Here is an 18,920-nt window from a genome sequence, read left to right as displayed (position 1 = left end):
AAAAAGGGAAGAATCCTTGCTCAAAATGCAAGGATTCTTCTATCATCAATTCCTATCGTGTTTTTTCGACAAAACTAGAATATTTATTCAGCACAATACAGCAAGTTCCGAACTCTATCCCTTATATACTTAATGTAAAAAAGGATGATAGGGATGGTCTTGATGCGACAATATCAGATCTATTTAATTAAAGAACATTTTGCTGGCATGTATGTCGGAAGAGAGCAGCTCTTATATAGTCTTTTTCTAGATTATTATCACGCGAGAGGGCAAATAGCGCGAATTATCGGCCGCCAAATTGTATATGTTACGAAACGGATTCCTTCTCAATTAACAGATCACTTTAATAACGATAAGATAGAAGGTATGATGGTCCTAAATGATGAAAATGGGACAACCTATCAAATAGATTGCCGGACAAATAATGGAATGAAAAGTTCTGCCTCGCTTGAAATTCATAATCGGGTATTATATATTCAATCTGTAGGAAGCTATGAGGCTGAAACAATCTTTTTCGAGTTTATTCGCAAATGTGCGGATTCATTTTTGGCTGTCGAATTAGCCGAAAGCCGATACGGCTGGCTAAAGCCAAGAAAAAAGAGAAAATTAATATAAACCCTTTACAAAATGGGTACACAATATTGTATAATAACGGTTGGTCTAGTACACTAAATAGTAGACAACTTGAAGGAGGAAATAGTATATGGTTTGGCAAATCGTACTCACAGCTGTTATCGCCTTATTAGCCGGAACAGCACTAGGGTTTTTCATTGCTCGTAAGTATATGATGAACTATTTGAAAAAGAATCCGCCAATTAACGAGCAAATGTTGCGCATGATGATGATGCAAATGGGAATGAAACCATCCCAAAAGAAAATCAATCAAATGATGAGCGCGATGAATAAACAAACGAAATAATACTGTTGATATAGTAGGGAATTATTCATAAAAATGGTGTGATCAATGGTTGCAGAAATGTGCATATAGCATTTATCATACATATAAGATGAAGCAGAATCCTTTTTGTCATACGTGTTTCTTTCACAAGGCCACTTTCCTGAGTATAGGGAAAGTGGCTTTTATTCTGGATATGCCTTTTTTTTGAATATAGGATAAAGAGCGGAAGATTTTTTTCGCTTTTCAATATACACTATACTAGATAATATGGAAGGATGGGTATCTGTCACTATTTTGAGCATAAAATGTAAAATGACAGAAATCTGCCAGTAACAACCGATATGGTAAACTTAGGTGGAGAAAGGATGTGTGAAGATGCCAGTTTTAACCGCTAGGTTCCATCATCCTTTATATAAGGATATTGAGAATCTTAAACAAAAGATGGATATGGAGGACTGTATTGTCCGGATACAAAAAAAAGGTAAATGGTCAGAACGTTCGAAGCCAAATAGTATCGAACTCTCATATAAATGGATAGAGATATACAATCAAACACCAGAAGTGGTCCTTTTTGTGGCAGCATGTGAGATGGTCCACTATAAATATAAGGAGTTTCAGAAGAAGGCGTTGTCCGAGGCGTTTGTCATGTTTTTTGATGAAATGAAGGCGAGTCGGTTATTGCGTGACATGCGGGGAATTATTGAAGCAGCATATGTTCTGGAGTTAAGCGAAGAATCCTTGTTGCATACTTTAAAAATCTTGAAGGCCCAAGGTGAATTGTATACAGAAAAAAGCTTTCAGGGTTTTCCGGATAGCGGTAAAATTGCCGGGTATTGCAGTGATGCCAGAACGTTGACGAAAGACAAAGCTCAGGTCATCCTTAGTGATTATTGCAAGAAAACCGTTCCTCAAAACCCCGATGCACTCATTAGCAATGTGATGAATGATTTCTTTTCCTCCTGAAAATAAAACAACAGGCTTTAATGGCTAGTTAGAGATATGCCATTAAAGCTTTTTTGTTTGTTTAACATAAAAGTAACAAAAATGAAAAGGTTTTGAAACTTTCTCTTTATATAGACGTACATATAGTATCAGCTTCAATCTTAAGCTGGACAATGGACATTTTCAATTGGAAACTCTGATTGATTTTGTTTTTTGGAAGGAGGGTTTGATGTGAAGGTCTGGATTGGTTCCGTTATAGTTATTATTTTACTTTTAATTGGCGTCTGGTTTATGCTATCGCCTTCATTCAGAAAAATTGGCGAGACAGCTCAGAATTTTAAATCAAAATTAGAGGAGGAAGAAGATGGAGAACGTCACTCAAATGAAAAAAAATAAAAATCGCAGGATTATTGGCGGGGTCATAATTGCAATTGCCTTAGTGGCTGCTGTCGGTATCACATCTTTGTTCATTCAAAAAATACCAAATGGATATGTCGGCGTTGTATATAGTCCGAATGGAGGCGTTCAAAAAGAAACGCTTAGCCAGGGCTGGCATTTAGTAGGAATATTCGATAAAGTAACTGTGTATCCGATCCGAATGCAAACCGTTAATTACAAAGATATTCAAGTTGCAACTTCAGATGGAAAAAATGTAACAATCGATTTTGCCTTTACCTACAGCATCCAACCGGATAAAGTAGTGGATGTCTTCAACAAATTTGGTCCTGTTGATGTGGAAGCAATCGAGGATTCTTATTTGAAAACTAGACTATGGGATGCAGGCAGAAAAGCGATATCCAAATATTCAGTAATTGATACATACGGGGAAAAATCCTCAGATGCTGCAGTCGACGTCAAAAAAGTATTTGCTGATGATATCATCAAATTGGGCTTTCAGGTAGATAACTTTACACTTGGTGTTCCTAAGCCGGATAAGTCGACACAAGCCGCTATAGATAAGCGGGTGGAAGCGGCACAAGAATTGGAACGAAAGCAGATTGAATTGAAAATCGCTAAAGCTGAAGCTGAAAAGAAAATGATAGAAGCTAAAGGTATTGCTGATTACAATGACATTATTAAAAAGTCGATTTCCAAGGAAGTAATCCAAAATAAATGGATCGAGAAATGGGACGGAAAAATGCCAAAAGCGACCGGTTCTAATCAATTAATCCAGATTCCGATAGAGGATGCACAAAGTACTGCTAAATAGACGATGAAGGAGCCTGTATAGAATGTATAGGCTCCTTCTTTGTTAAAAATGGCGATGTGAAGGGGAATAAAAAATGAAGGGAAATGCAAACCTGTTAGCGGAAAAAATAAAAGAGATTGCAAAAAAAGAAAGAACGCTAATCGGAATTGATGGCTTAAGCAGATCTGGTAAAACAACACTTGCTGAACATGTAAAAGAATTGCTTGAATCAATGGGTCTTCATACAATGGTTTTTCATATGGATGATTTCATAGTGGAAAAAAAACGCCGCTATTTCACGGGTCTTAAAGAGTGGGAAGAATACTATCTGCTGCAATGGGATGTGAAGGAGCTTTCGGATATTTTATTTCAAAAATTGCACAGTGAAAAAATAGTATATTTGCCATTTTATAAGGCAGAAGAGGATAAACATGAGTGGGTGAATATCGATATTCCGGATCGCTGTGTAATAGTGGTTGAAGGAGTATTTATTCAAAGAGAGGATTGGCGGCATTTCTTTGATTTTTCGATTTTTTTGGAGTGTTCAAGAGAAGTAAGATTCCAGAGAGAAGGTACACAGATACAAACGAATCTTTCCAAGTTCCGCAACAGGTACTGGGCAGCGGAAGATTACTATCTTCATCATATAATACCTATGGTGCAATATGATCTTATATTGCAGGGAAGATAGTTTTTATGAATATAAAAAAGAGCGTGATGCTCTTCTTGGTTATGCTATGGAATATATGTATTCAGACGGTCGCTTATACGCTTTTGCTAAGATAGCTTCGGTCATATTGATTTAACAGGTAATCGAGTTCCTGGCTGTGCTGGAGCGTCATGGAGGAAGTCAAACCGTATTTTGAAGCGATTAGGACCATTTCTTTTCTTTTTTTTTCGATCAGATTCAATAGTTCATTTTTTGACACAGGGGTTATTCCTTTCTAGATTACCGCTCTTTGGTAGGTCTATAACACTAGTAAATAATGTAATTTACATTAGTATAGCTTTTAATGGAAATTAATTCAAACAATAATGTTTGCTATAATGTCATTCTTTATTATTGTCATAGAATGTTCATAAATCAAACATATCCCTTTTCATCCTTATTTTGTTAAACTAGTAGTAGTTTGCCATTTTAAGAAGTGGGAGGTACCGCTTTCATGAACATTTTTTTAGCTTTTGGTGCAGGATTTTTAAGCTTTATATCTCCGTGCTCGTTACCCATTTATCCGGCCTTTTTATCGTATATAACAGGGATGAGCGTTGGTGAATTAAAGTCAGAGAATGCCATGCTCAAAAAGAGAAGTATTTTGCATACTCTTTTTTTCATTATTGGCTTTTCATTCATTTTTATTTTATTAGGATTTGGAACCTCCTATATTGGTTCGTTTTTGCGAAATTATGATTCCTTGATTAGGCAAGTCGGAGGAATCTTAATCATTTTCTTCGGATTGGTCATCGTTGGCCTATTCCAACCGGCATTTTTGATGAAAGAGCATAAAATGGCTTTTAAAAATAGGCCGGGCGGATACTTGGGATCCATTTTAATCGGGCTTGCTTTTTCTTTGGGATGGACACCATGCACAGGGCCTATCCTGTCGGCTGTCTTAAGCATGGCCATTAATGATAGTAATCGGGCAATCCCGTATATGGTAGCTTATGTGTTAGGATTTGCTATCCCATTCTTTATCCTTTCGTTCTTTATCGGTAAATTGAATTGGATTAGAAAACATAACCGTACAATTGTTAAAATAGGGGGTATCATTATGATCCTGATGGGTGTGCTCCTCTATTTTGACGGTTTGAATTATATTTCTTCATTCTTTGTTAATAAAGTATTTGATGGATGGAAAGGCTTTTAAGAGCGTTTTCAGAAAAGATCTATCAGAATATTGGTACATTGTCCTAGCTTTTATGAACATTGTCGTTTATTATTAATAATTAATAGTATATTAGTAGGATGCGTATTATTTACAATACATGTATGTGCCGGTTAGGTTGTTTGAGCAGGGAGGTTTTAGTATGGCCAGAATATTAATTGTCGATGATGCTAAGTTTATGCGTTTGACATTATCCAACATTTTATCGAAAGCGAATCATGAAATTATAGGTGAAGCAGAAAATGGAAGACAGGCTGTTGACCTATATAGGGAATACCAGCCGGATTTAGTGACGATGGACATCACCATGCCAGAAATGAGTGGATTGAAGGCTGTGGTGGAAATCAAAAGGGAATTTCCAGATGCGAAAATTGTTATGTGTTCTGCTATGGGACAACAAAAAATGGTTGTGGAAGCTATTGAGGCAGGGGCCAAAGACTTTATTGTGAAGCCATTTGATGAAAATGCCATATTGGAAGCTGTTAAACGAGTTCTTTAATCATCAGAAAATCTGGCAGAGATGTCAGGTTTTTTGATTTTTTCAGTAAATATTGTTAAAATAATGGAGTTATTAAAAGGGATTCTACCGTTTCAGAATTGTATATCCATAAACAATGATTCTGCATAGGGATAAAGATGAGTTAGTTAATTAGGGGAGTGAGTTAGTTGATATATATTTCTACTATTATTGCAATTGTAATGGCTGTATCAGTCATGCTTGTCAGAATGAAGGCTTCCACAAAACCGGTGAGCAGCAAAAAAATCATTTTGCCGCCCATCTTTATGAGCTCTGGGGCGTTGATGTTCATTTTTCCTTTCTTTCGTGTGACAGGAGGAGAAATTCTCGAAGCTCTTCTCGTTGGCATGTTTTTCTCTTTATTCCTGATTAAAACATCCAAATTTGAAATAAAAGACAATGAAGTATTCATGAAAAGGTCAAAAGCCTTTGTTTTTATCTTAATCGGCTTAGTATTAATCCGGTTGGTAGCAAAACTAATGTTAAGCAATTCAATAGATGTAGGGCAGTTAAGCGGAATGTTTTGGTTACTGGCTTTCGGCATGATTGTACCATGGCGTGTAGCGATGTATGTACAGTATAAAAAATTGTATAAAGAGGTCCAATTTCTTTCTCAGGCTGAACCAATTAAAGCACCTTAATGGGTGCTTTTTTGCGTGCCAGTGTGCATATTCAGGGAATGGAAAAACCGGCCGCTACTAATCTGCATGGCCGGTATTCAAGCATAGTATTTCATTAACATTTAGGAGTTTGGCGGGATTGTGTGGGAATCGAACCCACCAAAGACGTCAAGCGCCTTTCAAATGGTTTTGAAGACCAAGGAGTACACCAGTTGCTCATCCAACCCCAAACACAACGTTTTTAATTATACAAATGTTTTTAAAAAGAAACAATCCTTTTTTGGGGGAATGATAATTTATTATATTTCAGTTATTTGTCTTTTTTACCAAATTCAGTATACTCCATTAGAGCCATATAGTAGAATAATAGGTAAAAAGGGAATAAATTGCTGTTGAAGGAGGATGACTTCAATGCTGGATGGCTGGTTTTTATGGTTTATATTGGCGTGGGTGGTCGTGTTGGCCGGGATGATGGGGATCGGCGGCTTCTTTATGTTCCGCAAGTTCCTCAAAAAGCTCCCTAAAAGCGATGGCTTATCTGATATGGATTGGGAATTATACTATGTAAAACAAACAAAAAATCTTTGGACCCAGGAAGCGAGATTGTTGCTGGATGATTTGGTGAGCCCTGTTCCAGAGCTGTTCCGCGACGTGGCAAGGCAGAAGATTGCCGGGAAAATCGGGGAGATCGCGCTTGAGGAAAAAGCCCGTAGGATAGATGAAGGCCATATCATCAAAGGCTACATAATAGCTACGCCAAAGCGAGACCATAAGTTTCTGAGGAAGAAACTTCAAAAAAACAAAATTGACATAAACCCGTATGAACATCTATTCGAATAGAAGAAAGCTGCCGGATTTTCTTAAACAATTAAGAGATTTGGCAGCTTTTTTTGCTGCAACCCAATTAATGCATGCTCAAAATGAAGGAACATACATTCTGCGAGCAGAAAAGGTCTGTTATAATAAAAGATAGATATTTGGAACGAGGGGGGCCTTATAATGAAATTCATTCATACAGCTGATTGGCATTTAGGAAAGATTGTTCATGGGATTTATATGACCGAGGACCAGAGGTATATATTGAATCGATTCATGGAAATTGTATCTGAGGAAAAGCCTGATGCAGTTGTCATTGCCGGAGACTTGTATGACCGGTCCGTTCCGCCGACGGAAGCGGTCGATCTTTTGGACGAAATCCTTTTTACTATTAACATAAAAATGAATATACCGATTGTTGCTATCTCTGGTAACCATGACAGTGCTGAAAGGTTGTCATTCGGTACATCCTGGTATAAGCAAAGCCAGCTTTATCTTCAGGGTAAGCTTCAGGCTGAAATAGAGCCTGTCCATATAAATGGCGTTAACTTTTATTGTGTTCCCTTTGCCGAACCTGGCGTAGTGAAGCATGTGTTTGAAGATGACAATATCCATTCCCATCAAGGGGCCATGGAGGCAATCGTCGGGCGCATTGTGGAAAAAATGAATAAGAACGAGCCTAATGTATTTGTTGGACATGCTTTCGTAGCTGGAGGGGAAGTGTCTGATTCGGAAAGGATTTTATCAGTGGGCGGGTCTGGCACTGTTTCAAGAGATTTATTTAAACACTTCAACTATACAGCGTTAGGGCATTTGCACAGCCCAGATGCCATCAAAGATCCTACTATCCATTATTCCGGTTCACTGTTGAAGTACTCTTTTTCCGAGGCGAAACAGAGCAAGTCTGTAAATGTAGTGACTATAGATGATCAGCAACAGTTAACAATCAAAAGGCGGCCTTTGATCCCTAAATATGATATGAGGGAGCTGTCCGGACATTTTCATGAACTTATGGATCCAGCCTTTTATAAAACACAAAAACGCGAAGATTATTTAAAGATTACACTGCTGGATAAAGGAACCATATTGGATCCCATCCAAAAATTGAGAAAGGTCTATCCGAATGTATTGCATTTGGAACGTAAATGGGATGTTAATGACCAAAAAAATAAAAAGACATTTACCGTTCTGAAAGATAAGAACCGAACAGAATTGCAGCTTTACGAGCATTTTTATGAACAAATGACTGAACGGCACTTTGATGAAGAAAAAAGCGGAATCATGAAAGGGATTATTGACGAAGTAAAAAGGGAGGGGGATTACTGATGAGGCCACTACAATTGACCCTACAGGCTTTCGGGCCATACGCAGGGACGGAATTGATTGATTTCACCCTTTTGGAAAATAGGAATATGTTTGTGATTTCGGGTAAAACCGGAGCTGGAAAAACCACTATATTTGATGGCATTTCCTTTGCCATTTTTGGAAAAGCAAGCGGTGACGAACGTACTGGTCTTGATTTAAGAAGCCATTTTGCTGACCAGGATGTGGCGACCGAAGTGTCGCTCACCTTCCGCTTGCGTGACAAAACGTATCATATATGGAGAAGTCCGATGCAAGTAAGGCAAAAAAAGTCAGGGGACGGATACACTACTGTCAATGCAAAGGCTGAACTATATGAGGTGAAAGAGGAAGGAAAGGAACTAGTGGCGGCAAATGTCAGGGACGTGGATGAAAAGATCAAAAGAATCATCGGGCTAGATGCTGTACAATTTAAACAAATACTGATGATTCCGCAAGGCGAGTTCAAGAAGCTGCTTGTCTCTGAAAGTAAAGAAAAGGAAATGATCCTCCAAAAATTGTTCCATACTGAAATGTATAAAAAGATGGAAGACAAATTAAAGGAGAAAAGCACAGTACTTAAAAAAGCAGAGGAACAGATGCAGGCTGAGCTAGCTGCCTTCATGAACGATATAGTCTGGATTTTTGAACGAGAAGAACAAGAGGGACAGCCTGTCCTGACGGCTGCAGAAACATACAACCAGTTACAGTCTGATATCGCGAGGGCAATAGAACAGATTTCGGAACGCAAGAAAAATCTGTCAGCTACCGAACAAAAGCAAAAAAACATCACTGATACCCTATACAAGGCAAAGGAACTGGAAGCGAAATTTAAGGAAAGAGAACAATTAAAAACAGCATTCGACCGGCTCCACGAACAAAAAACAAAGATGGACCAGCAAGAGGCGTCTATCGATTGGGCGAAGAAAGCGGCTCAATTGGAAAAGCAGGAGCTTGCCTATCTCCGCATCGGAAAAAGAGTCAAGCAATCTCAAGCTGAAATTGAACATCTTAAACAAGCAGCTGAAACAGCAAAAGTAGCCGTACAAAAAGCCCGGAGACAATATGAAGAAGAAACAGGGCGAAAAGAGGAAAGGGAAGCCGCTTCAAAAGAATGGATCGGATTATCTGAAATGAAAAAAGATATTCTTTCCTTTTCTTCATTGGAAGAAAAGCTGGCTAAGCAATCCGCTTTATGCAGCGGATTGGAGAAGGAATGCGCTGATATAAAAAAGTTCGTGGAAACAAGTGAGAATAAAGGGTTGTCGGTCAAAGAAGCAATCCGCCAATCGGAAAAGGCTGAACTGGAGTATTCGGAGCAATCAAGGCAAGAAGAAAAATATCAGGAAGCCTTCCGTGCATGGAAGGAAACAAATATGTTGGATTCAGAAATGGCTTCTTTAAGTGAAAAGCTAAAACAGCAAGAGGGGAAACTGCATGAATGCGAGAAAGCGCATGGTGATGCAAGAGACCAATTAACGGAAGTTGAAAAGCAACTCTTCCATTCCCATGCAGCTATATTGGCGGCCCAATTGAAGGAAGGAGAGGAATGCGCTGTTTGCGGTTCTATCCATCACCCCCGCCCTGCTGAACATAGTGATCAAATGGTAACCCAGGAAATGTATGAAGCATGCAAAAAAAACGCGGAATCCAAACGGGCTGAATGGCAGGAAACGGTCCGTATGTATGATCGGCTTAATGTTCAGTATGAGTCCCTTAATGACAAGGCAGAACTGGCCAAAAAGCAGTCAGAGCATTTATTTGAACAACTTGGAATGACAGGCAGTGATGCAGAGGAACAATTGAAGGTAGGCATGAAGTCAGTTGCTGAACGAGTGAAGCAGCTGGGAAAACTCATAGAAAAAGGGACAGTACTTGAACAGGAATACAAGCGTATAGAGGACCATATCAAGCAACTCTTGGAAAAAAGGGACAGCTTGAAACAGCGAATGGAAAGTGAAAATGCGAGCAGGCTGCAAATTAGAGCGACGCTGGATGCAATGAAGGAGCGGATTCCCGAGCAACTTCGAACGCTTGAATCATACGAGGCAACTGTAAAAAAAGCTGAAGCAAAAGTTCGCCAGCTTGAACAAGCTTTTGAACAATCGCAGCAGGAATGGCAACTGGCATTAAATGAAGAAGTAAAAATAAATAGTGCCCTTGAAAATGAAATCCGCAATATAAAAATCATGGAATTGGAATTGGATGAACAGCGGGAATTATTCAAAAAAGATATGGGAGAGCAAGGCTTTGATACCTATGGCGCATATGCTGCGGCTAAAAAAACGGATGCAGAAATAAAACAAATCCAATTCAGTATCGATCAGTACAAGTCTGAATGGAATAGAGTAGATAATCTTCTGCGCTCATTGGAAAATAAGCTGAATGGGGTTTCTTTGCCAGATGTCGGGGCAATTGAACGAGAGCTTGAAGCGGTGGCGAACGAATGTGAAGAGCAAAGAAAGAGCATAAGTGAATTAACGTTCAAAATGTCCACGAACCAACGAATAGCGGAAAAACTATCTGCAGGCATGGAAAAACAGTCACATATACAGAAGCAATATGAACAAATTGGGCATTTATATGAAATTACGAAAGGGCAGAATCCATTTCGGATTACATTCGAACGGTTTGTGCTGACCAGTTTTCTGGATGATATCCTTGTGGAAGCGAATGAACGCCTTGAGCAAATGACCAGCGGGCGCTATAATCTGATCCGCAAGATCGACCCTACACGGAAAAATATCCAAAGCGGCCTGGAGTTGTCTGTGTTTGACCAATACACGGGCATGGAGCGCCATGTCAAAACATTATCCGGTGGGGAAAGCTTCAAGGCATCTTTATCGCTGGCATTGGGATTGGCGGCGGTTGTACAGCAAAATGCAGGCGGCATTTCACTGGAGACGATGTTTATTGACGAAGGTTTCGGCACGCTTGATCCCGAGTCCCTGGACCAGGCAATTGAATCGTTGCTCGAGATCCAAAGCGCAGGCAGATTGGTCGGTATTATATCCCATGTGCCGGAGTTGAAAGAAAGAATGGATGCCCGGCTGGAAGTAATAGGGACGCAGACGGGAAGCAAAACCCGTTTTGTATTGAACTAAAGTACGTTTCTGAGAAGGATGCATGATGATGAACAAACATGTTACGATCGGGATGGCCGGTCATATCGACCATGGCAAGACATCTTTGACAAAAGCATTGACCAATATTGAGACAGACACGTTAAAGGAAGAGAAGGAAAGGGAAATATCCATTGAACTCGGCTTTGCCCCTTTTTTCCAAAGCAACGAAATGAACATCAGTATTATTGATGTGCCCGGACATGAAAAATTTATAAAAAAAATGATCGCCGGTGTTTCCGGCATTGATATGATGATTCTAGTAGTGGCTGCCGATGAGGGGGTCATGCCGCAAACGAAGGAGCATTTGGCGATTCTTGATTTTTTACGTATATCGTCAGGAATGGTTGTTCTGACTAAATGCGGCCTAGTTGAATCGGGTTTTCTGGATATAGTGAAGGAAGACATAAACCGCGAGCTTGCAGGCAGCATTTTTCAAAGTGCGGCGATTTTTGAAGTAGACAGTCTAACAGGAGAAGGGATCGAGGCGTTAAAGCAAGCGATTATTGTGCATGCCCAAGAACTGCCTTTTAAACAAAACGATGGACCTTTCAGGCTTCCGGTCGATTCCGCGTTTACTATAAAAGGCCAAGGGACGGTTGTCAGAGGAACGGTCAATGAAGGCAGTTTGCGTGAAGGAGAAGCTGTCTATCTCCTGCCCTCGGGAGCTGAGTCAAAAGCGCGGCAAATACAGGTGCATAATAAAAAAGCGTCCTATGTGTGTGCAGGCCAGAGGGCTGCTGTTAATTTGCCTACTATTGCTGTGGATCAAGTGAAACGGGGGGATGTCCTCGTAGCTTCTCTTTCTTTCCCTATTAGCGATTGCCTGGATGTGTCACTTTCTATTGTACGTGGTGTTATTAGGATCAAGCAGCGAATGCAGGTGGCTTGTTATATAGGCACTGCAGAGGTGATGGGGAAAATTGTATTTTTCGACCGTAAGGAAGCGGGCAGCTCAAAGGGAGATATCCTCTGCCAATTGAGGCTAGAAAAAAAGGTAGTAGCCAAAAGAGGGGACGCCTTCATTATCCGCAGGCCTTCCCCCCCGGAAACAATCGGCGGAGGCTGGATTGTGGATCCGCATGGGGGAAAATACAAATTCGGCCAGGAAACGATGTGCGGGCTTCAACGTAAAAAAGAAGGCAGCGAAGTTGAAAGGCTGAGGGATATACTGAAGCAAAAAGGAAGTGCTTCAGTTGAAGAATTAAGCCTTTACAGTTCACTTCCTGTTGAAAGAATACGCCCTCTTATCAAGGATGATGATTTCTTTCTGGAATATGAGAAAAACCATTTTGCAGGTGTGCATTTTGTGGAAGAGGTTCAGGCAGGAATAGTAGAAGCTATAGAGGCATATCATGTGCAGAATCCTATGAAGCAGGGAATGCCCGGTGCTGAGTTAATGCAGAAGTTATCGCCCAAAGGAAGCGCAGTGTTTATCCGGTTTATGCTTGAAAATGGGGCCGGTGACGGAATATGGGAAAATAACGGTCAGTTGCTATTCCTCTCTGGCTTTGCTCCCCATATTCCGGATAAATGGAGGACAAAGGTCGGGCATATGCTTGATGAAATGAAGAATGACGGCATGAAAGTGACGTATTTAAATGTCTATGCGGAACGGCAGAATATACCTGAGCCTATATTTTTCGAATTGAAGCCATTTTTGGCAGAGTCAGGCATTTTGATCCCGCTGACAGATGTTTATTATGTAGTGAGAGATTCTTTTGAACAAAGTATAAAGGAATTAAAGGAACAGACGGGAAATTCCTTTACAATTGCGGAAGCCAAACAAATTCTCGGGCTTACACGGAAGCATATGATCCCTTTACTGGAACTGCTTGATGCCGAAAAGATTACGGTTCGTAAAGATAATCGCCGGGAATGGTCGACATGATTCTAAGAAAAATTGGGAAAAAATAATCATCTATGATTGAATGGGTGATTATGGTATCATTATGGTTACATAGGACAAAGGGGAACCGCCATATTGGGGGTTCCCCTTTTTTCGCCCGATTGGCACCTTATGTAGCCCGTACAGTGATTAATGGAAGTCGAGGCTCCAACACATTGCCTATTATAGCAGCCGTATTTCCTTGATTGTGCAGTTCTTCGCAAAAGGCTTCGGCTTCATGGCTAGGCATACTGATCAATAGTCCTCCTGAAGTGATGCTGTCACATATCGCTAATTGCTGCGGTAGAGATAGCTGGTCATCGTATTCGACTTTTCCTTCCAGCCATTGATGGTTTGATTTGCTTCCTCCTGGTATAACACCATTTTCAGCAAGCTTCATCGTGCCGTCGAGGAATGGAACCTGTCTGTAGTCGATGTCGATGCTGACATTGCTGCCTTCCGCCATTTCACTGGCATGGCCCAATAAGCCGAATCCTGTAATGTCCGTAACAGCGTTAGGATGATAATGGTGCAATGCTTCTGCACTTGCCTTGTTCAGTTCAGCCATCGTTTTTGTAACGGCTTCCTCCTGCTCGGGAGTGACTGCATTCCGCTTGATGCCGGTAGTTAATATGCCGACCCCCAGCGGTTTGGTTAATATGAGCGAATCTCCCGGTTTGGCGCCTGTGTTTTTCCAAATGGCGCCAGGGTGTATAATCCCTGTAACCGAAAGGCCGAACTTAGGCTCCTTGTCATCGATGCTATGGCCGCCGACCGTTACAGCGCCGGATTCTACCACTTTATCAGAGGCGCCTCGCAATATGGAGGATAAGATGTCCGCTCCCAATGTTTTAATCGGATAGGCAACAATATTCATTGCTGTTTTCGGCGTCCCTCCCATTGCATATACATCGCTTAAAGCGTTAGCGGCCGCTATTTGTCCGAACATATATGGATCATCCACAACAGGCGTAAAGAAATCGACTGTCTGGATAAGTGCCAACTCATCTGTTAATTTAAAGACACCTGCATCATCAGCGGTTTCATTGCCCACCAATAATTGCGGATGCTGCGGTTGTTTAGGTAAATTGCGCAAAACTTGCGACAAGTCCTGGGGACCGATCTTGCATCCTCAGCCCGCTTTCGTCGAGAGAGATGTCAAGCGTACACATTCTTCGTTCATAGATGCCACCTCCTAGAATCTTTATTGTATCCACAATCCTATTATACAATAAAATGCATGTATTCAGATCAAACATTAACCTGCATTTGCTGTCTTTTCGATTATTACGGTTAAGAAAGAGGGTTCGTGGACCATGCTGAAATCCGGAAGGCTATCAGTCGGCAATACGATTCTTCTTTCAAGCTGGCCGTTATTCAGGCTAGCAATGATAAGGATGCTGTCTTTTATTGACACACGCAATTCATCAGCTTTTATGTCCGGCAAAAAAGCTTCTACACAGTATCTATCCTCGTATTCGTAACAATAGACAGGAAACATGGAATCATCCAAATAAGAAGCAAATGGATTTTCGCCATTTTGCTGGACCCAGCTTTCAAAATGAGTCAGCGAATACAGCTGTCCATTCATCGGCAACCCCTCCTTTTGCCTATTTTATGCACTGTGTGTATAAAGGTGAGAATGGTATACTTAGATTAATCTGAAAGTGATCGGAGGCTTTATTTTTGAAAGAATATTTAAAAGACATTCCTGCTATCCATGAACTGCAGAAGTCCGAGGGATTCCAGCATTTTATAGAGAAGCATGGATTCGGGAAGAATCAAGGGACAAAAGTGATGAGTACCGTCATAGAACGAATACGGTCTTCGATAATGAAGTCAGAATGGACCGGATGCTTGCCTGGGGAATCTGGATTCATAGAGGAGATATTCCGCTTATGCAACGGATTGGCAGAGGAAGATTATTCGTATAGGTTAAAAAAGGTGATCAATGCAACCGGCGTAGTCCTGCATACGAACATGGGCAGAGCACGCCTGAGCAGGGAGGCGATTGCCCATATTGCCGATATTGCCGGCAATTACAGCAATTTGGAATATGATGTAAAAAACGGCAGCAGAGGTTCGCGGAACTCACATGTGGAAAAATGGATTAATGAATTAACCGGCGCGGAAGCTTCGATGGTTGTGAATAACAATGCAGCTGCGGTTTTTCTGATACTACATACATTGGCTAAAGGAAGTGAGGTGATCATTTCCAGAGGGCAATTGATTGAGATCGGGGGCTCGTTCCGTATTTCTTCCATTATGGAGGAAAGTGGGGCAGTCATAAAAGAAGTGGGAACCACTAATAGGACACATCTATACGATTACGAACAGAATATAACCGAGCATACGAAGCTGCTGATGAAGGTGCATTTGTCCAATTTTAAGATGAGTGGATTCACTTCAGACGTCAGTACAGACCAGCTCGCTGATCTAGCTGAGAAAAAAGGGCTGTGGTTTTATGAGGACCTTGGAAGCGGTGTTTTATCCGATTTTAGAAATGCAGGCATTGGCGAGGAACCGACCGTAAAAGAAACACTTTTGCAAGGATGCCATCTGGTGTCATTCAGTGGAGATAAATTATTGGGCGGACCACAGGCCGGAATCATCGCGGGCAAAAAAGAACTGGTCGACAAACTGAAACATTCCCAACTGGCAAGGATTCTCCGTGTGGATAAGCTGTCACTGGCTGCTCTGGAAGCGGTCCTTCTCGCCTATTTAAAGTCGGAAGGCGGCAGTTTGGATAATCCGTTAGTCCAAGATTTAATGAAAAATCCCGAAATGTTGAAAGAACAGGGAGAGAAATTGGCAACAGAAATTCTGGAGCATCCTAGCGGGGTTTTCCAGATTGAAATAATGGAAACTGAAAATGCTGTTGGAGGCGGTACAATGCCAGGTGTGACTGTAATTGGCTATGCAGTATCCATCGCTGTTGAGGGATTTACCGCTTCTGAAATCGAAAGAAAGCTGCGGTCTAACAATCCTCCGATTATTCCGAGGGTACATGGAGGAAAGGTCTTAATTGAATTGAGGACACTCTGTAATGGGGATGAAGCTGAAATAGTGGCTGCCTTTCATCGATTAGTATAAATAAAGGATTGCCCTCCGTCTGGATAAGCAATCCTTTATGGATGTTTCAGTTACATATCATGGTGTGAATGCTGCTTTTGGCGGCTATGGTTCCGGTTCTTGACTTTATGGGAACCGCTTAATGGCTCCTGCTGTCCGGACGGATGATCATTATTTTTCTGGTGGTTTTTCTTATTTTTGCCCATTTGGAGTCCTCCTTTTTTCTTATCCTTACTATTCGCCTATTGGATTTGATTCATAAGGAGCAATTCTCGCCAGTTGAGATTGGTTCAACCAAAATTGGCAGTAGGAAGGAAGAAATGCTGAATGGCATGTATGTTAAGAGGCATATAACCAAAAATAATCTTGACACTGCATCATTTTATTAGTATTTTGAATGTGAATAATGACAACGGGGGACAATATGACAACACAAGACTTTACAACAATACTTCAGGAACGCAGATCTGTGCGTAAGTTTGATCCTTCCTTTCAATTGGATCGTCCACTTATTAACGAATTGTTAACGCTAGCAACAAAGGCGCCGTCATCCAGGAACTTGCAGCCTTGGAGATTTATCGTAATCGAGAATAATGAGTTAAAGAAAGCAATCAGGGCAGCCGCCTATAATCAGGAACCTGTGGAAAAGGCATCTGCCGTCATCGCCATTGTTGCAGATACAGAAATGTACCATAATGCCGAATCCATTTATAAGAGCAAATACGATAAAGGCCTAATGGATGAAGCAACCATGCAACGGCAAATAAGCGGAATTGAGCAAATGGTGCCACAGCTGCCTAAAGAAATCCGTTTAAATATGGCTACGTTTGATTGTGGACTGGTAACTATGCAAATAATGCTTGCTGCTCGGGCAAAAGGGTTGGATACTGTACCAATCGGCGGATTTGACGGAAAAGCTTTATCAAGCCTTTTGGAGTTGGATGAGCGTTTTGTGCCTATTCTTTTGTTGCCCATTGGGAAAGCGGCGGAACCTGGGTTCGAAACGACTCGTTTGCCCTTAGAGGACATTGTTGTCTATAGATGATGAAACGGTCGATGAAGATGTATGATCCAGATGTATGATCCAGATGATAGTGATTAAGCAATAGCGTATTATTATCCAGCCTATGATTTGGATATTTTCGAGTTGGTTAAGCATTTCTGCAAAAACCGGCTGTAATTGGTTATTTAATCTAAATAGGAACGGAATGGTTCTGCACCCCAAAAGGTAGAGACAATCTTTCGGGGTGCTTTTTTGTCATATTAAGGTATATAAGAGAAAAGCTAATTACTTGAATCAAGCTTGTTACGCGCTTAATCGCGTTTTAAAAAATGAAATGGATTTCGATTGAATTAGCAGCCATGCTATCTTATTTTCCCCATGACTTGAGCCAAATAGTTTCTCTTACAGACGGCTGGAGATACAATGAAAGTACTATCCAAAAAGGGGGACTGCACATGAAAGCAATTATACATAAGGGGAAACTCGGTAAGGATGGTCTATCGTTATCGGATATAGAACTTCAGGAACCTGGCCATGGCGAAGTACGTGTCAAAATGAAAGCTGCAGGTTTAAACCATCGGGATTTATTTGTCCTGCAACGGCATAAAGAAGAAGAACCAGCTCTCGTCATAGGTTCAGACGGTGCTGGTATTATAGAGAAGGTCGGTGAAGGGGTGGATGAAGGCCTGATAGGAAAAGAAGTAATGATTCTTCCCTCGTTAGGCTGGAAGTATAAGTCGGATGCCCCTCCTGAATCATTTGAAATTGTAGGTCTTCCCGATCATGGAACGTTCTCTGAATATATCGTAATACCTCAGGAAAATGCAGTAGAAAAACCGAATTATTTAAATTGGGAAGAAGCAGGTGTACTTTCTTTGTCGGCTTTGACTGCTTATCGGGCCCTTTTCACAAAAGGGCGTGTGAAGCCGGGGATGAAGATTCTGATTCCAGGAATAGGGAGCGGTGTAGCGACATTCCTGCTGCAGTTTGCTGTGGCTGCGGGAGCAGAGGTGACCGTTACATCCCGTTCTGAGAAAAAAAGGGATTTAGCGCTGAAACTAGGTGCATCATCTGCCATAGATAGCGATAGCGAATGGGAAAAGTCATTAAATGGAAACCAAGTGGACTTAGTAATTGAAAGTGTTGGAGCAGCTACTTTTCATAAGTCGCTGAGATCTTTGAAAAAAGGCGGAACAGTCGTTACGTTCGGCGCTTCAGCAGGAGACGTCATTGAATTGAATCTCCGCGATTTCTTTTATGGGCAATTAACCATGCATGGCACATCTATGGGAAGCGGAGAAGAGTATAGAGAATTGCTTGCCTTTGCGGAAAAACACAGCATTAAGCCTGTCATAGACCAAATCTGGAAGCTGGAAGACTACGATAAAGCTATCAAACATATGGAAGATGCAGGGCAATTCGGCAAAATAGGCTTGTCAATTTCATAATTTTCTTAATAAAGGGAGTGCAATTCACGTAAATTGTACTCCCTTTTATATGGCGAATTCTTTTTTTGCCTTTAACCCGTAAATGAGCAAACAAAAGACATAGATTATAGCAAAGAGCTGTTAACCAACAGACAGTGATCGATATTAGTGTTAAAATAGTTGATAATCGGAATGGTGGAAA

Annotated in this window: 20 protein-coding genes and 1 tRNA gene; 16 read left to right on the top strand and 5 right to left on the bottom strand. The window is 41.0% G+C overall.

Translation table 11 applies throughout. The annotated features are described in order from the left end of the window. Positions 1 to 153 precede the first annotated feature (153 nt). From sirA to ABC357_RS10535, 6 genes are all read left to right on the top strand, one after another. Positions 154 to 615, top strand: coding sequence for a sporulation inhibitor of replication protein SirA (gene sirA, locus ABC357_RS10560; RefSeq protein ID WP_412887466.1), 462 nt, complete (start codon positions 154 to 156; stop codon positions 613 to 615). An 88-nt stretch (positions 616 to 703) separates the two neighbouring features. Beyond that, positions 704 to 919 (top strand): YneF family protein, encoded by a 216-nt coding sequence (locus ABC357_RS10555; protein ID WP_412887465.1) that lies wholly within the window; start codon positions 704 to 706, stop codon positions 917 to 919. Positions 920 to 1,273: 354 nt separating this feature from the next. Beyond that, complete coding sequence (locus tag ABC357_RS10550; RefSeq protein ID WP_412887464.1) at positions 1,274 to 1,861, top strand: hypothetical protein; 588 nt, start codon at positions 1,274 to 1,276, stop codon at positions 1,859 to 1,861. A 210-nt stretch (positions 1,862 to 2,071) separates the two neighbouring features. Next, complete coding sequence (locus tag ABC357_RS10545; RefSeq protein WP_412887463.1) at positions 2,072 to 2,236, top strand: hypothetical protein; 165 nt, start codon at positions 2,072 to 2,074, stop codon at positions 2,234 to 2,236. Further along, positions 2,205 to 3,050 carry a prohibitin family protein gene (locus ABC357_RS10540; RefSeq protein WP_412887462.1) on the top strand — a complete coding sequence of 282 codons (846 nt, stop codon included), beginning with the start codon at positions 2,205 to 2,207 and terminating at the stop codon, positions 3,048 to 3,050. The genes ABC357_RS10545 and ABC357_RS10540 overlap by 32 nt, the downstream gene beginning before the upstream one ends. Positions 3,051 to 3,123: 73 nt before the next feature. After that, complete coding sequence (locus ABC357_RS10535; protein ID WP_412887461.1) at positions 3,124 to 3,720, top strand: kinase; 597 nt, start codon at positions 3,124 to 3,126, stop codon at positions 3,718 to 3,720. Positions 3,721 to 3,793: 73 nt separating this feature from the next. Here ABC357_RS10535 and ABC357_RS10530 read toward each other — a convergent pair whose 3' ends face one another. Next, entirely contained in the window at positions 3,794 to 3,958 is a 165-nt protein-coding gene (locus tag ABC357_RS10530; protein ID WP_412887460.1) for a Spo0E family sporulation regulatory protein-aspartic acid phosphatase, read from the bottom strand. A 234-nt stretch (positions 3,959 to 4,192) separates the two neighbouring features. Here ABC357_RS10530 and ABC357_RS10525 point away from each other — a divergent pair, with 234 nt between their 5' ends. The 3 genes from ABC357_RS10525 to ABC357_RS10515 all read left to right on the top strand — a co-directional run bounded on the left by ABC357_RS10525 (position 4,193) and on the right by ABC357_RS10515 (position 6,070). After that, positions 4,193 to 4,894: a cytochrome c biogenesis CcdA family protein gene (locus ABC357_RS10525; protein ID WP_412887459.1), complete on the top strand. Its 702-nt coding sequence runs from the start codon at positions 4,193 to 4,195 to the stop codon at positions 4,892 to 4,894. A 160-nt stretch (positions 4,895 to 5,054) separates the two neighbouring features. Further along, on the top strand, positions 5,055 to 5,411 hold the full coding sequence (locus ABC357_RS10520; RefSeq protein WP_412887458.1) for a response regulator: 357 nt from the start codon (positions 5,055 to 5,057) through the stop codon (positions 5,409 to 5,411). A 167-nt stretch (positions 5,412 to 5,578) separates the two neighbouring features. Next, complete coding sequence (locus ABC357_RS10515; protein WP_412887457.1) at positions 5,579 to 6,070, top strand: CcdC family protein; 492 nt, start codon at positions 5,579 to 5,581, stop codon at positions 6,068 to 6,070. A 110-nt stretch (positions 6,071 to 6,180) separates the two neighbouring features. On the opposite strand, the gene ABC357_RS10510 is transcribed toward ABC357_RS10515, so the two are convergent. Beyond that, positions 6,181 to 6,277: transfer RNA gene (locus ABC357_RS10510), tRNA-Sec, on the bottom strand. Positions 6,278 to 6,460: 183 nt separating this feature from the next. On the opposite strand from ABC357_RS10510, the gene ABC357_RS10505 reads away from it, so the two are divergent. The 4 genes from ABC357_RS10505 to selB all read left to right on the top strand — a co-directional run bounded on the left by ABC357_RS10505 (position 6,461) and on the right by selB (position 13,219). Then, positions 6,461 to 6,889, top strand: a complete 429-nt coding sequence (locus ABC357_RS10505; protein WP_412888634.1) for a DUF2621 family protein — start codon at positions 6,461 to 6,463, stop codon at positions 6,887 to 6,889. 159 nt (positions 6,890 to 7,048) lie between these two features. Continuing rightward, complete coding sequence (locus ABC357_RS10500) at positions 7,049 to 8,191, top strand: exonuclease SbcCD subunit D (RefSeq protein ID WP_412887456.1); 1,143 nt, start codon at positions 7,049 to 7,051, stop codon at positions 8,189 to 8,191. Continuing rightward, positions 8,191 to 11,310: an AAA family ATPase gene (locus ABC357_RS10495; protein WP_412887455.1), complete on the top strand. Its 3,120-nt coding sequence runs from the start codon at positions 8,191 to 8,193 to the stop codon at positions 11,308 to 11,310. Before ABC357_RS10500 ends, ABC357_RS10495 begins: the two co-directional genes overlap by 1 nt. A 25-nt stretch (positions 11,311 to 11,335) precedes the next feature. Beyond that, a complete protein-coding gene (gene selB, locus ABC357_RS10490; protein WP_412887454.1) occupies positions 11,336 to 13,219 on the top strand; it encodes a selenocysteine-specific translation elongation factor in 1,884 nt (627 codons plus the stop codon). Between the two features lie 127 nt (positions 13,220 to 13,346). On the opposite strand, the gene selD is transcribed toward selB, so the two are convergent. Both selD and ABC357_RS10480 read right to left on the bottom strand, forming a co-directional pair. Continuing rightward, positions 13,347 to 14,399: a selenide, water dikinase SelD gene (gene selD, locus ABC357_RS10485; RefSeq protein ID WP_412887453.1), complete on the bottom strand. Its 1,053-nt coding sequence runs from the start codon at positions 14,397 to 14,399 to the stop codon at positions 13,347 to 13,349. A gap of 75 nt (positions 14,400 to 14,474) precedes the next feature. Further along, positions 14,475 to 14,807, bottom strand: coding sequence for an Hsp20/alpha crystallin family protein (locus ABC357_RS10480; RefSeq protein WP_412887452.1), 333 nt, complete (start codon positions 14,805 to 14,807; stop codon positions 14,475 to 14,477). Between the two features lie 95 nt (positions 14,808 to 14,902). Here ABC357_RS10480 and selA point away from each other — a divergent pair, with 95 nt between their 5' ends. Then, positions 14,903 to 16,309, top strand: coding sequence for an L-seryl-tRNA(Sec) selenium transferase (gene selA, locus ABC357_RS10475; RefSeq protein ID WP_412887451.1), 1,407 nt, complete (start codon positions 14,903 to 14,905; stop codon positions 16,307 to 16,309). 50 nt (positions 16,310 to 16,359) lie between these two features. Here selA and ABC357_RS10470 read toward each other — a convergent pair whose 3' ends face one another. Then, on the bottom strand, positions 16,360 to 16,494 hold the full coding sequence (locus ABC357_RS10470) for a small acid-soluble spore protein P (RefSeq protein ID WP_412887450.1): 135 nt from the start codon (positions 16,492 to 16,494) through the stop codon (positions 16,360 to 16,362). 218 nt (positions 16,495 to 16,712) lie between these two features. Here ABC357_RS10470 and ABC357_RS10465 point away from each other — a divergent pair, with 218 nt between their 5' ends. Both ABC357_RS10465 and ABC357_RS10460 read left to right on the top strand, forming a co-directional pair. Next, entirely contained in the window at positions 16,713 to 17,333 is a 621-nt protein-coding gene (locus ABC357_RS10465; protein WP_412887449.1) for a nitroreductase family protein, read from the top strand. Positions 17,334 to 17,746: 413 nt separating this feature from the next. Continuing rightward, on the top strand, positions 17,747 to 18,739 hold the full coding sequence (locus tag ABC357_RS10460) for a zinc-binding dehydrogenase (RefSeq protein ID WP_412887448.1): 993 nt from the start codon (positions 17,747 to 17,749) through the stop codon (positions 18,737 to 18,739). The last annotated feature ends 181 nt before the right edge of the window (positions 18,740 to 18,920 follow it).

Source organism: Bacillus kalamii, assembly GCF_047238185.1.
Taxonomy (GTDB): domain Bacteria; phylum Bacillota; class Bacilli; order Bacillales; family DSM-1321; genus Bacillus_AD.
Note: the sequence above shows the minus strand (reverse complement) of the source record. Positions and strands in the feature narration are given on the sequence as shown.